This is a genomic window from Sutterella wadsworthensis 2_1_59BFAA (assembly GCF_000297775.1).
Lineage (GTDB): Bacteria > Pseudomonadota > Gammaproteobacteria > Burkholderiales > Burkholderiaceae_F > Sutterella > Sutterella wadsworthensis_A.
This window is the reverse complement of sequence record NZ_JH815519.1, coordinates 153,836-166,407: the sequence shown is the minus strand read 5'-3', so window position 1 is coordinate 166,407 and position 12,572 is coordinate 153,836. Positions and strand designations below refer to the sequence as shown.

15 protein-coding genes are annotated in these 12,572 nt (G+C 62.6%); 9 read left to right on the top strand and 6 right to left on the bottom strand.

Going from position 1 to position 12,572, the window contains the following annotated elements; genetic code table 11:
• Positions 1-16 precede the first annotated feature (16 nt).
• The 8 genes from HMPREF9465_RS09900 (at position 17) to HMPREF9465_RS09865 (ending at position 7,207) form a co-directional block, all read left to right on the top strand.
• The gene (locus HMPREF9465_RS09900; protein WP_005436540.1) at positions 17-742 is read left to right on the top strand and encodes a heme ABC transporter permease; all 726 of its coding nucleotides are present in this window, start codon (positions 17-19) and stop codon (positions 740-742) included.
• Positions 739-927, top strand: coding sequence for a heme exporter protein CcmD (ccmD, locus tag HMPREF9465_RS09895; protein ID WP_005436538.1), 189 nt, complete (start codon positions 739-741; stop codon positions 925-927). Before HMPREF9465_RS09900 ends, ccmD begins: the two co-directional genes overlap by 4 nt.
• 3 nt (positions 928-930) lie before the next feature.
• Positions 931-1,404, top strand: a complete 474-nt coding sequence (ccmE, locus tag HMPREF9465_RS09890) for a cytochrome c maturation protein CcmE (RefSeq protein WP_005436534.1) — start codon at positions 931-933, stop codon at positions 1,402-1,404.
• A gap of 147 nt (positions 1,405-1,551) precedes the next feature.
• On the top strand, positions 1,552-3,510 hold the full coding sequence (locus HMPREF9465_RS09885) for a heme lyase CcmF/NrfE family subunit (protein ID WP_005436533.1): 1,959 nt from the start codon (positions 1,552-1,554) through the stop codon (positions 3,508-3,510).
• A 3-nt stretch (positions 3,511-3,513) separates the two neighbouring features.
• Positions 3,514-4,053 carry a DsbE family thiol:disulfide interchange protein gene (locus tag HMPREF9465_RS09880; protein ID WP_005436532.1) on the top strand — a complete coding sequence of 180 codons (540 nt, stop codon included), beginning with the start codon at positions 3,514-3,516 and terminating at the stop codon, positions 4,051-4,053.
• A gap of 1 nt (position 4,054) precedes the next feature.
• Positions 4,055-4,540, top strand: a complete 486-nt coding sequence (locus HMPREF9465_RS09875; protein WP_005436523.1) for a cytochrome c-type biogenesis protein — start codon at positions 4,055-4,057, stop codon at positions 4,538-4,540.
• 3 nt (positions 4,541-4,543) lie between these two features.
• The gene (gene ccmI / locus HMPREF9465_RS09870; protein ID WP_005436522.1) at positions 4,544-5,830 is read left to right on the top strand and encodes a c-type cytochrome biogenesis protein CcmI; all 1,287 of its coding nucleotides are present in this window, start codon (positions 4,544-4,546) and stop codon (positions 5,828-5,830) included.
• 174 nt (positions 5,831-6,004) lie between these two features.
• Positions 6,005-7,207 carry an RtcB family protein gene (locus HMPREF9465_RS09865; protein WP_005436521.1) on the top strand — a complete coding sequence of 401 codons (1,203 nt, stop codon included), beginning with the start codon at positions 6,005-6,007 and terminating at the stop codon, positions 7,205-7,207.
• 173 nt (positions 7,208-7,380) lie between these two features.
• On the opposite strand, the gene dsbI is transcribed toward HMPREF9465_RS09865, so the two are convergent.
• The 3 genes from dsbI to HMPREF9465_RS09850 form a co-directional block, all read right to left on the bottom strand.
• Positions 7,381-8,049: a protein-disulfide oxidoreductase DsbI gene (dsbI, locus tag HMPREF9465_RS09860; RefSeq protein WP_005436520.1), complete on the bottom strand. Its 669-nt coding sequence runs from the start codon at positions 8,047-8,049 to the stop codon at positions 7,381-7,383.
• Positions 8,050-8,062: 13 nt separating this feature from the next.
• The gene (locus HMPREF9465_RS09855) at positions 8,063-8,716 is read right to left on the bottom strand and encodes a thiol:disulfide interchange protein DsbA/DsbL (RefSeq protein ID WP_005436519.1); all 654 of its coding nucleotides are present in this window, start codon (positions 8,714-8,716) and stop codon (positions 8,063-8,065) included.
• A gap of 272 nt (positions 8,717-8,988) precedes the next feature.
• Positions 8,989-9,189, bottom strand: a complete 201-nt coding sequence (locus tag HMPREF9465_RS09850) for a hypothetical protein (RefSeq protein WP_005436518.1) — start codon at positions 9,187-9,189, stop codon at positions 8,989-8,991.
• A gap of 128 nt (positions 9,190-9,317) precedes the next feature.
• Between HMPREF9465_RS09850 and HMPREF9465_RS09845 the strand changes: the two genes are divergently transcribed.
• Complete coding sequence (locus HMPREF9465_RS09845) at positions 9,318-10,025, top strand: hypothetical protein (protein ID WP_005436516.1); 708 nt, start codon at positions 9,318-9,320, stop codon at positions 10,023-10,025.
• Positions 10,026-10,044: 19 nt separating this feature from the next.
• On the opposite strand, the gene HMPREF9465_RS09840 is transcribed toward HMPREF9465_RS09845, so the two are convergent.
• From HMPREF9465_RS09840 to tnpA, 3 genes are all read right to left on the bottom strand, one after another.
• Complete coding sequence (locus HMPREF9465_RS09840) at positions 10,045-11,019, bottom strand: AEC family transporter (protein WP_005436514.1); 975 nt, start codon at positions 11,017-11,019, stop codon at positions 10,045-10,047.
• Between the two features lie 80 nt (positions 11,020-11,099).
• Positions 11,100-12,188 (bottom strand): RNA-guided endonuclease InsQ/TnpB family protein, encoded by a 1,089-nt coding sequence (locus tag HMPREF9465_RS09835; RefSeq protein WP_051009068.1) that lies wholly within the window; start codon positions 12,186-12,188, stop codon positions 11,100-11,102.
• A 22-nt stretch (positions 12,189-12,210) separates the two neighbouring features.
• On the bottom strand, positions 12,211-12,435 hold the full coding sequence (gene tnpA, locus HMPREF9465_RS13790) for an IS200/IS605 family transposase (protein WP_231289384.1): 225 nt from the start codon (positions 12,433-12,435) through the stop codon (positions 12,211-12,213).
• Positions 12,436-12,572: the final 137 nt, after the last annotated feature.

Below are 12,572 nucleotides of genomic sequence, written 5' to 3'. Positions count from 1 at the left end.
CGGAGACCTGATCAAGATGAGCTTATCCGACCCTCAGAACTTCTACCGCCTCGCAGGCAAGGTCATCCCGTGGATTCTCGGGCTGGCACTCGTGCTCTTCGTCGTGGGCTTCTACCTGGGCTTCTTCGTGTGCCCGGTCGATGCGCGCCAGGGCAACTCCTACCGCATCATCTTCATCCACGTCTCGGCCGCCTGGCTCTCGATGCTGCTCTACGTGCTGATGGCTGTCTTCAGCGCCATCGGTCTGTGGCGCAACAACCGCATCTGCTTCATGCTTGCCCAGGCGATGGCCCCCACGGGCGCGCTGATGGCCTTCATCGCGCTCTTCTCTGGCGCCTTCTGGGGCCGTCCGACCTGGGGCACGTACTGGGTGTGGGACGCTCGCCTGACGTCGGAGCTCATCCTCTTCTTCCTCTATCTCGGCTTCATCGCGCTGCACTCCGCCATTGACGACAAGCGCCGCGCCGACCGCGCCGCGAGCGTCATCAGCATCGTGGGCGTGATCAACGTGCCGATCATCTACTTCTCCGTGCAGTGGTGGAACACGCTCCATCAGGGCGCCTCGATCACGTCGAGGGGCTCCTCCATTGCGCCCATCATGCTCTACACGCTCCTCATCATGGTCGTGGCGGGCATGTGCTACGGTGCCGGCATGGTCCTCGCCCGCACCCGCTCCATCATCCTCGAACGCGAACGCCGCGAGAACTGGACCAAGGAAGCGGCCTTGGAGGGCAAGCTGTGAACAACTGGAACAGTCTTTCCGACTTCATCTACATGAACGGCCACGGCTACTTCGTTTGGTGCGCCTACGGCGCGCTGCTCGTCGCCGTGATCTACGAAATCTTTTCCCTGCGCGCCCGCCGCGCCAAGATCTGCGCTCGCCTCGCCCGCGAGGCCCGTGCAGCCAAATCGACGCTGGAGATGTAAACCATGGACTCGAAGACCAAGAAACTCGCCCTCATCGGCGCGGCCGTCGTGGCCGTCGGCGCCGGCGTGACGCTCGCCCTGCAGGCATTCAATGAAAACCTCGTCTTCTTCTTCTCGCCCACGCAGGTGGCCGCGAAGGAAGCCCCGACGGGCCGCACGTTCAGGCTCGGCGGCGTGGTCGAGCCCGGCAGCGTCAAGCGCCAGGCCGACGGCGTGACCGTCACCTTCGGTATCACCGACACCGCCAAGATCGTTCCCGTCCAGTACAAGGGCATCCTCCCCGACCTCTTCGCCGAAGGCCAGGGCGTCGTGGCCCAGGGCAAGCTCGACGAGCAGGGCGTCTTCTGCGCCTCCGAAGTGCTCGCCAAGCACGACGAGAACTACATGCCGCCCGAGGCTGCCAAGGCTCTCGAAGACGCCCACAAGGCGGGCGTAGCCAAGAAGCAGGCCGAGCAGGCCCAGGCCGCGAAGTCCTGATGCCTGCCCTTCCAGTCAATTGAGTTTTTATTGAGCCGGGTGTGACCGCCCGCCTGACCCGAGGGCCAGGCAAAGCGGCCATGCCCTTGCTTGCATAAAGAGAGAAGACGGAAGCATCCGTCCCCATACACAAACCGGAGAAAACAAGTGATTCCTGAAATCGGTCACTTCGCACTGATCCTGTGCCTTGCGTTGAGCATCGTCCAGGGCGTGCTCCCGCTTGTCGGCGCTGCCAAGGGCAACCGCGCGCTGATGGCGGTCGCCCGTCCCGCCGCTGCCGCCAACGCGTTCTTCGGCACGGTGGCCATTGGCTGCCTTGCCTACTCGTTCTACCTGTCGGACTTCACCGTCCTCAACGTGGCGAACAACTCCAACTCGCTTCTGCCCTGGTACTACAAGGTGGCCGCGACCTGGGGCTCCCACGAAGGCTCGATCCTCTTCTGGACGGTGACGCTCGGATGGTGGGGCGCCGCGGTCGCCTTCTGCGCCCGCCGCCTGCCCGCCGAGATGGTCGCCCGCGTGACGGGCGTGCTCGGCCTCGTCGGCATGGGCTTCCTCCTCTTCATGCTGCTCACCTCCAATCCGTTCCTGCGCCTCTTCCCTGCGCCCGCCGAGGGCGCGGACCTCAATCCGCTGCTGCAGGACCCGGGCATGGTTTTCCATCCGCCGCTCCTCTATCTGGGCTACGTGGGCTTCGCCGTGCCGTTCGCCTTCGCGATCGCCGCGCTCATCTCCGGTCGTCTTGACGCCGCCTGGGCCCGCTGGATGCGTCCGTGGACGACGGCCGCCTGGGTGCTCCTCACGCTCGGCATCGCGCTCGGCTCCTACTGGGCCTACTACGAGCTCGGCTGGGGCGGCTGGTGGTTCTGGGACCCGGTCGAGAACTCCTCGTTCATGCCGTGGCTCACGGGCACCGCGCTCATCCACTCGCTCGCCGTCACCGAAAAGCGCGGTTGCTTCCGCATCTGGACGGTGCTCCTCGCGATCCTGACGTTCTCGCTCTCGCTCCTCGGCACCTTCCTCGTGCGCTCCGGCGTGCTCACCTCGGTGCACGCCTTCGCGACCGACCCCGAGCGCGGTCTCTTCATTCTGGCCTTCCTCATCATCGTCATCGGCCTCTCGTTCCTGCTCTTTGCATGGCGCGCCCCGACGGTGGGTCTGGGCGGCAACTTCTCGCTCATCTCCCGCGAGTCGATGCTCCTCGTCAACAACGTGCTGCTCGTCGTGGCCATGGGTGCCGTGCTTCTCGGCACGCTCTATCCGCTCTTCCTCGACGCGCTCAACGCAGGCAAGATCTCGGTCGGCCCCCCGTACTTTGACGCCGTCTTCGGTCCGCTCATGCTGCCGTGCGTGTTCCTGATGGGCGTGGGTCCGCTCGCCCGCTGGAAGGACGCCGATCCGAAGGCGCTCGCCCGCGAGCTCGCCTGGTGCCTCGTCGCCGCCATCGTGGCCGGCGCCGCCATCCCGCTCCTCATGGGCGAGTTCGGCCACTGGGTCTTCCTCGGCTGCACGTCCGCGATGTTCGTCTTCTTTGCCGTGATCCAGACGTTCCGTCATCAGATCCGCAACCAGCCGGGCAATGTCTTCGCCCGCCTGATGCGCCAGCCGCGCGCCTTCTGGGGCATGCAGCTCGCCCACATCGGCGTGGCCGTCTTCATCATCGGTGTGGCGCTCGTCAAGGGCTACCAGTCCGAACGCGACGTGCGCATGTACGAAGGCGAGACCGTGACGGTCGCCGGCTACACCTTCACGTTCAACGGCGTCGAAACCGTCCGCGGCCCGAACTACACGGCCGACCGCGGCGATTTCACGCTCTCCGTGAACGGCAGGGAGCTCCAGCACCTCTATCCTGAAAAGCGCAAGTACTACAGCTCAAACTCGATGCCGATGACCGAGTCCGCCATCCGCCACTCGATCACGGGCGACGTGTACGTGAGCCTCGGCACGCCGACCAATGACGGCGGCTGGGTCGTGCGCGCCTACTACAAGCCTTACGTCACCTGGATCTGGTGGGGCTGCATCATCATGGCCGCCGCTGGCCTTTGGGCCGCGTCCGACCGACGCTACCGCCGCCGCAAGCAGAAGAACGAAGCTGACGGAGAATAAGTCATGAGCAAGTCTCTCAAGTATCTGATTCCTTTCGGAATCTTCATTGTCCTCGCGGGCTTCCTCTTCAAGGGGCTCTACATGGATCCGCGACAGTTGCCCAGCGTGCTCATCAACAAGCCGATGCCGCAGTGGTCGCTCCCGACGCTCTTCGACACCACGAAGACGCTCTCCACCGAGGAGATGAAGGGCAAGGTCTGGATGCTCAACGTCTGGGCCACGTGGTGCATTCCCTGCAAGCAGGAGCACCCCTACATGGTCAAGCTCAAGAAGGACGGCCTCAAGACCCCGATCGTTGGCTTCGTCTACAAGGACAATCCTGGCGCCGCCCTCAACATGCTGCGCCAGCAGGGCAATCCTTACGACATGGTCGTCTTCGAGGTGAAGAACCGGGTCGGTCTTGACCTCGGCGTCACGGGCGTTCCCGAGACCTTCGTCATCGACAAGAAGGGCGTGATCCGGGCCAAGGTGAGCTACCCGCTCGATCCGCAGATCTGGAACGAGCAGCTCAAGCCCCTCATCAAGCAGCTGGAGGCCGAATAACATGAAGTCCGTCAAGCTTATGGGCGCCGCCCTCGCGGCCTGCGCACTGATGGCCGGCACGGCCTTCGCAGCTCCGCGCGAAGCCGCTCCGACCGCCTTTGACCCGATCGCCCACCAGCGCGTCGTCGAGGTTTCCGAGCAGCTCCGCTGCCTCGTCTGCCAGAACCAGTCCATCGCCGACTCCAACGCCGAGCTCGCCGTCGACCTGCGCAACCAGGTGATCGAGCAGGTCAAGGCCGGCAAGACCAACAAGGAGATCGTGGACTACATGGTCGAACGCTACGGCGACTTCGTGCTCTACAAGCCGCCCTTCAAGGCCAACACGGTCATCCTCTGGCTCGGCCCCGTCGCACTCTTCCTCGTGGGCCTCGCCGCGTTCTACCTCAACCTCCGCCGCCGCAAGTCGGCCGTCGCCAAGACCGTCCGTCCGCTCACCGCCGAGGAAAAGGCCCGCGCGGACAAGCTGCTCTCGGGCGACAAGGAGTAACCGATGCTGACAACCTTCATCATCATCTGCGTCGTCTTCTGCCTGATCGCGATGGCCGCCGTGGCGCTGCCGCTCTGGTTCGGCGGCCGCAAGGCCGCTGACGCCGAAGACCGCCACGAAACGATTCTCGGCATCCTGCGTCAGCAGGCCGCGGACCTTGAAAAGGAGCGTGAGGCCGGCCGCATCGACCTCGACGAGTACGAGGAGTCCCGCCTCGAACTCGAGCGCCGCGTGCTTGAGGAAACCGCCCGCGACACCGACGCCGAAGTCAAGGACCAGTCCAAGGTCGCCCGAATCATCGCCGTCGTGCTCGCCGTCGTGATTCCCGCCTCCGCCGTCTTCGGTTATCTTGCGCTAGGCCGCTACAACGCCATGGACCCCGCCTTCCTCGAGGCCGTCCAGAACCAGCAGCGCCAGACGCAGGGCCACAGCCAGTCCGACATGATGGCCGCCATCGAGCGCCTTCAGAACCGCCTGAAGGAGACGCCCGACGACGCCCAGACCTGGTACATGCTCGCGCGCACGCTCTCCAACGTGGGTCGCTTCGCCGAGGCGCTTGACGCCTTCCGCGAGGTCGACCGTCTGGTGCCGAACAACGCCGACATCATCGCCGACATGGCCGACATGACGGCCGCCGCGAACAACAAGGTGATCACGGACGAGGCCCGTGCGCTTCTGCAACGCGCCCTCAAGATCGATCCGGGCCAGTGGAAGGCGCTCGCGCTCCTTGCCATCGACGCCTGGGATCATGAGAAGTACGCCGAAGCCGCCGCCTACTGGGAAAAGCTCCTCGTCGTGCTTCCCGAGGACTTCGGCGACGCCCAGCAGATCCGCAACAACATCGACGAGGCCCGCCGCCTCGCCGGCATGGATCCCGCAGCCCGTCAGGCTGAGGCCGAAGCCTTCAAGGGCGAGAGCGTCCCGACCGTCCAGGCCGCCGAGCCCTCGTTTGTCTCCGGCCGCGTGACGCTCGACAAGGCCCACGCCGACAAGGTCAAGCCCGAGGACACTGTCTTCATCTACGCACGCCCGACCACGGGCTCGAAAATGCCGGTCGCCTTCATGCGCATCACCGCCAAGGAGCTCCCCTTTGAGTTCAAGCTCACGAGCGACATGACGATGGCCATGGGCGCCACGACGCTCGCCGACGTCAAGGACGTGATCGTCGGAGCCCGAATCTCCCGCACCGGCAACTTCATGCCGCAGGCGGGCGACCTCGAGGGCGAGACTTCCGCTCCCGTCCAGACGGGCACCGAAGGCATCGACCTCGTCATCGGCACCGTCCGCTGACATTCGACAGCCTCAGAAAAGGCCGCCGCGTTCGACTGAACGACGGCGGCCTTTGCGTTTCAGGTGTTTTCCCGCGTGTGCGGGCGAGCACTTCTTCATATAATTGAACCCTTGTTGCGAAAAAGGTGAAATATATCAACTGAAACTAAAAAGAACTAATGTGGAGGTACCGCCATGGCGGCCTTTTCCATCATCGGACGCGAAGGAAGCGTCCCTGTTCACGTCTGGGCGAAGACGCTCGACGACAAGTCGCGTGAGCAGCTTCTCAACACGGCCTCGTTGCCGTTCGTCTTTCATCACGTCGCGGCGATGCCCGACGTTCATGCAGGTCTGGGCGCCACCATAGGCAGCGTGATCGCGACCGAAGGCGCCGTCATCCCGAGCGCCGTCGGCGTCGACATCGGCTGCGGCATGCGCCTTGCACGACTCAACTTCAGGCGCGGCGACCTTGACGACCGCGCGGTCCGCGCTGTCTACGAGGCGATTCTGCGGCACGTGCCCGTCGGCATGACCGAGAGGAGGCCCGACGCCGTGCGTCACGACCGCACGGAGCCCTTCGAGGAAGGCATGAAGAGCCTTCTCGACCGTCATCCCGAACTCCTCGAGCGCATGGTGTCCATGACCTGGCAGAGCCAGCTCGGAAGCTTGGGAGCGGGCAACCACTTCATCGAACTCACCTCTGATGCAGACGGCGTCGTGCGCGTGATGCTCCATTCGGGTTCGCGCGGCGTGGGCAACGTCATGGCCTCGCGCTTCATCGGCATCGCCCGCGAGAAGGCACTTGGAGGGAAGGTCCGGCTGCCCGATCCCGCGCTCGCTTGGTTCGATGAGGGCACCGATGACTTCAACGACTACATGGATGCGGTCAACTGGGCGCAGGCCTATGCGAAGATCAACCGCGAGATCATGATGGAGGACGTCATGGCCGCGGTGCGAGAGGTGATGCCGGGGGCGGAGATCTCCTCCGACGAGCCCGTCGTCGACTGCCATCACAACTACGTGGCTCGCGAGACGCATTACGGGCGCGACGTATGGGTGACGCGCAAGGGCGCCGTTCATGCGGGCAGGGGCGAGCTCGGCATCATCCCGGGGAGCATGGGCGCCGCCTCGTATCTGGTCGAGGGACTCGGCTCCGAGGAGTCCTTCATGTCGTCCGCGCACGGCGCGGGCCGCACGATGAGCCGCACGCAGGCCAAAAAGGTCTTCACGGTTGCCGACCTGAAGCGCGAGACGGCGGGCGTCGTCTGCAGGCACGATCCCGGCGTGCTCGACGAGATTCCGTCGGCCTACAAGTCCATCGACGAGGTGATGGCGCAGCAGGCCGACCTCGTGAGACCCGTGACCGTCTTCAAGCAGTTCCTCTGCGTGAAGGGGTGACCTGACGCCAAATGGACAATGGGCGTCTGACGGTTGATGCCGTCGGGCGCCCATTGCTTGGGAGGATGGCCGGCGTGGCGTCGGACCAGAGACGCTGCGTCAGCCGGTTGGCGGTTGAACTGGAACCGCCGCCGGCTTTGCTCGGAGCGGCCGGGTGAAGACACTGTGGAGGATCAGGCCTTCTTCATGGCGCGCATGCCCCAGGCGGCGAGAAGAACCAGGAGAAGCGCCGCGTAGCAGACGCAGGCGAGCATGCAGCATTCAGCCATGTCCATGAACTTCCACTGCGGGAAGAGGTACCAGCCGTCGCTCGCCTGATAGACCTCGATGAGCCAGCGCTGGAAGTCGCCGAGCTGGGTGCCGTCGGGCACGACGGGGGCGTCGTAGCCGCAGTCGCCCGTCTGCTTGAACCAGTCGGGAGCCCACTTGTCGAGCGGAAGGCCGAAGTGATAAGTCGGCTCCGTCGAGCAGCCCTGCATGCCGAACATGGCCATCGGGTCGTCGGAGTGGACGGCGTCATGGATGCCCATGAGCTTCCAGGAGCAGATCATCGTGTAGATGAGGCCGTAGAGGAAGACGCCGATGCCGGCGATCTTCAGCAGAGCCTGCTTCGGATTGATCGTGATGAGGAAGGCGCCGATCGCCATGACGATGTTGCCGTAGCGGATGTAGACGCACTGCTCGCAGGGCAGCATGTAGAGCCAGCCCTGGAAGAGGTAGTGGGCCAGAAGCACCAGGATGATCGAGGTCACGCCGAAGAGGATCCACGGCTCGCGCGTCTCCTGCCAGTCGGCGAAGGCCGTCATCGGACTCTTTCGGAAGCTTTCGCAGAATCCCTTCATTTGTCAGGACCTCTTACTTCTTGGAGAGTTCGCGGATGTTTTCCACGAGACCGTCGATGGAGCGGATGGAGGCTGTCTTCAGGAGGTACTTGCCGTTGACCACGAAGGCCGGCACGCCCTGGATCTTGGCGACGTCGTAGGTGCTGTCGGCCCAGGCCTTCACGAGCGCCTGAACCTTCGGATCATTCTTTTTGGCGTCGAAATCGGCCTTGGACATGCCGACGGCCTCGAGGGCGGTTGCGCGGAAGGCGTCGGCGCCGTCATCCCAGCGCTGCTTCTTGTCGTGGTAGGCCTTGTAGAGGGCGAACTTCGCCTTCTTGTGCATGGCGTCGGCAGCATACGGATCGCGGCCGGCGGCTTCGTCGGCGACCCACATCACGGCGAGGACCTCGGAGCCTTCCTTGCCGTACTTGCCCTTGGTATGGAGATGGTAGTCGAGGAACTTCATTTCCTTGTCGAGCTTGGCCTTGACGGCCGGAACGACGGACTTGTCGTATTTGTAGCAGAACGGGCAGTCGTAGGAGTAGACCTTGATGAAGGTGCCCGAGGCGTTCGGGATCGGCTTTTCAAGGACGACGTAGTCGGTGCCCTCGACGGGGGCGGCGATGACGGAGCCTGCGCAGAGCAGGGCGGCTGCGGCGGCGACGGCGAATTTCGTGAAGGTCATGGTGTTCTCCTCGGTCGGAATGTCAAGCATGGTCGGCGGCCGCAGGATACGGGCCCGCCTCAACTGTGTGAGGAAGTTTAGGCGTCGACGGAAATTTTGAAAATTGTTGACTTCCCACGGGAACTTTCAGAATTTGACAAGTCGCTTTTCTCAAATGCTGAAAAACGGGTTCGGCCTGCTCGACGCATGGCCCATGACGACGGCGCCCGCCGCATCGGTCGAGGATGGGCGGGCGCGGATTCATGGCGAGGGCGTCATGTACGGGCTGCGGGTCAGCCGAAGAGCTTCACCCAGCACCAGGCGGGGACGCCGAAGATCACGATGTAGGTGATGACGAGCGCGGCGGCCTGCACGATGTGGTTCTTCGAGATGCCGAGCACGATCGGGCCGAGAACATCCCAGACCTTGAAGAGAAGGAGGAACGAGGCGACAGCCCAGATGAGGCCGAAAACGATGGAGAAGAAGGTGTACATCGAAAAAATCCTTTGTTGGTCATCGTGCGGCAGGCACGGGTTGGAATGACTCTGTTGCCCGATAATGGTAGGTCTTTGCGCTTAATATTAGATTACAGCGTTCTTTCCCGTCACGAGGTCCGATCCGAATGTCCCGCTTTACTGTCATTCTTCCCGAAGGCACCGTCATTCTCAAGAACGAGGAGACGGGGCAGATTCTGAGGCTTTCCGCCGAGTCGGGTCCGCTCGTGCTCGGCGAAATCGAGATGTCGATGACGCTCGGGCCTAGGCCCCTCGAGGTTGCGGGTGCGGCGCACGCTCCCGCCGTTGCTGCAGCGCAGGCCCCCGCCTGTGAACTCCCCGCCCGGCCCGCCGATCCCCTGGCGGACCTGCCCGACGAGGCCTTCGTGCCCAGACCCGAGACGCCTGGCACCGCGCCGCTTCCGCACCCGATTCCGGGGACCGAGGGCGTGAATCTCATCAATCCCTATGAGGCGCTCGGAAAGAAGGCCTTGAGGAGCCTGCCGCCGGGATTCGGTCCCAACACGGGCGAGCCCTTCATGTCGCCCGAGGAGGACTGGGCGCCCGGCACGGCCCCCGTTCTTCGCGGCATCCGCGTGCTCGACGCGCCGCTCGAGGCGCTGACGGCCTCGGACTTCGAGCAGATTCTTGACGCGATGGCGCTCAGGCGCAACAACATCGAGGGCGAAATCGAGTTCATGGAGGAGATCGAGGCGGACGAAGAGGACATCCGCGATCTCGAGCGTGACATCGAGCAGCTCGACCGTGACCTTGCCGACGTGGTCGCGAGGAAGGAAGAGTTCGACGCGCTTTCGAAGAAGCAGGCCGCGGAATAGGTCGGAAGGTCCGCCGTGATCAGCTCGGGATGAGCATCGTCACGAGGATCATCCACGCAGGGATCACGGCGAGCGAGAAGAGCGTCGTCGAGGCGACGGCCGTCGTCGCGAACTTGACATCGGCGTGGTGGAATTCGGCGAGCACGGCGATCTGCGTGATGCAGGGCAGCGCCGCCTGAATGACGTAGACCTTCGCAAAGAGCGGCGGAATGGGAATGACGTACGTGAGCACAAGGCACACGAGCGGGCAGATCACGAAGCGCCCGATGTAGACCCAGAGCATGTCCTTCGTGACGCGGATGTTGCGGATGCCGATGTTGTAGAGCATGCAGCCCACGAAGACGAGCGCGAGCGGAGTCGTGATGCCGCCCATGTAGTGCGCGGCGTCCATGATCGCCTTCGGAGGCGTGAAGTCGAGCAGGATGAACACGATGGCCGTGAGGAAGCCGAGGAGCGGCGGCGTGAAGATACGTTTGAAGGTCTGCGCCGAGAACACCTTCTGGGGCTTCTGCATCGTGGCAAGCCTCCCGTCGGCCGCCTCCATGTAGTTGCCGACCGTCCAGAAGAACGTGGTGTTCGCAAAGAAGTAGAGGAGCGTGGGCACCATCGCCTCGGTGCCGAAGAGCGCGAGCGAGACGGGCAGGCCGATGAACATGTTGTTCGTTGCCGTGAAGGCGCTCGAAAAGACGCCCGAATGCACCCCCTCGACATGGCAGACGCGCGCGATGATGCGGCTCAGCAGGAAGCAGGTCCAGATCGAGATGAAGGGCGTCGCCATCGAACCCACAAGCGTCAGGAGTCCGTCGTGGTCAAGCGTCTGCATGACGCTCGAGAAGAGGTAGGCGGGCAGGGAGAGAAAGGTCACGAGGCGCGCAAGCAGGACGCGGGAGCTCTTGTCGTACCAGCCCCGTGCGGCCGTCACGTAGCCTGCGCCGCCGAGAATCAGCAGGATGACGACGCAGTTGAGGGACAGAAGAAAGGCTTCGAGAATCATGAGACGCGGCCGGCGGGTGAAGACTTGCGGGATCCTTCAATGGTAGCGCCGCCCGGCCTCTGCGGCATAGTCATTTGGTTCTAGGCCGAGCGTCCGATGGCATTGCAATGCGGACAGGTTTGCGACGTATAGCGAGGGTCAGCGAAGATCACTTCGATACCCGCTCTACAAGCTTTGTCCACTATCTTCTGCTGAAGCTCCCTGAAGGGCCAGCGGTGCAGGCGTGCGCGAACCTTCAGCCCGGCCTTGATTCGCTCGCGGATGTTCGTAAGATCTTCAAGAACGATCAGGCGAATATTGCGTTCTGCCGCATCTTCAATAATGGACTTGCTGATTTCGTCGTTGATTTGTTCCACATGTCGTTTCTCTCGGCCGGAAGCCTTTCGAAGTGCCTGTCTGGCGCTTCTGGAGCCATTGCGCTGGAAACGAGCCCGACTGCTCAGGTATTTGTCACGGTCGTCCTTCATCTTCCCGGCTTTGAAGATTCGGCCGGTAGACAGTGCGGCGGCGTTGTTTTCGCCAACATCAACGCCCATGACTTGATTCAAAGACAAGTTGTCGAGAGATACTTCCTTGAGTTTCTTCTCTATGGCAATGTGCAGCTCCCATCTGGAAGGCGTGCCTTTGATGCCGCACTTCCAAACGAGGTTGCATTCGCCAAGCCTGTAAATCCGATTCTCCTTCGACGTTCCGGCAAGCTCTTCAGCCAGAAAACCGGCCAATTGGCTCAGCTGAAACTTTCCCGGACGAAGACGAACGCCGACACGCCCATTCACCGTATAGACCGACGCCTCGGTGTAGTTGTTGAAGAAGCGAATGGTGTTCTTGTCCAGGTGAACAACAGGATTCCTGAAGCTGATGCTCGGGAGCACCATCTTCTTATCCTTCGAGAAGTTCGGATGGTTGCTGATCCACGACTGGTACATGCTCGACACCGAACGCATGACGTTGCAGGCGAGCTGTGCACCAAGAACGGACATTTTGGTTCGAACCATCGGATAAGCGGCCTTGTGCAGGTTGTACCGTTGCCAGAGCCGTTTTTTCCTATCTGTATCGGACACGACGATTGGGACGAGCAAATTGCAGGCCTGCCCGTAGAGACGACGGGTCTGATGCATCTTTTCGGAAGCATCGGCATCGACCTCCAAGGCAATGCAGACGGTACGCACGTCGACTTTGCGTCGAACGAGCTTACCTGCGCCCTTTGATATGTTCAGTCCTTTCAATGTAATGCCTGATGGTTTCCGCACTGACATTGCCAGCCGTACCTACGTAATAGGACGGAGACCACAAATGCCCGCCGTAAAGCTGATCCTTCAACGCCGGGAAAGCCACAAACAGCTTCCGGGCCGTCGAACCCTTCAAAATCTTTACGGCATCGGCTACAGCCTGTGACGGAGGGATGGTTACGAACAAATGGATATGGTCAGGTTGGATTTCCTAGGTCAGAATCGGCCACTCGCGCTCAATGCAGATCGCGGTGATGGCAAGACGCAAAGCCTCGGCTATTTCACCTTTAAGTATCCGTTTGCGGTACTTCGGACACCATATCA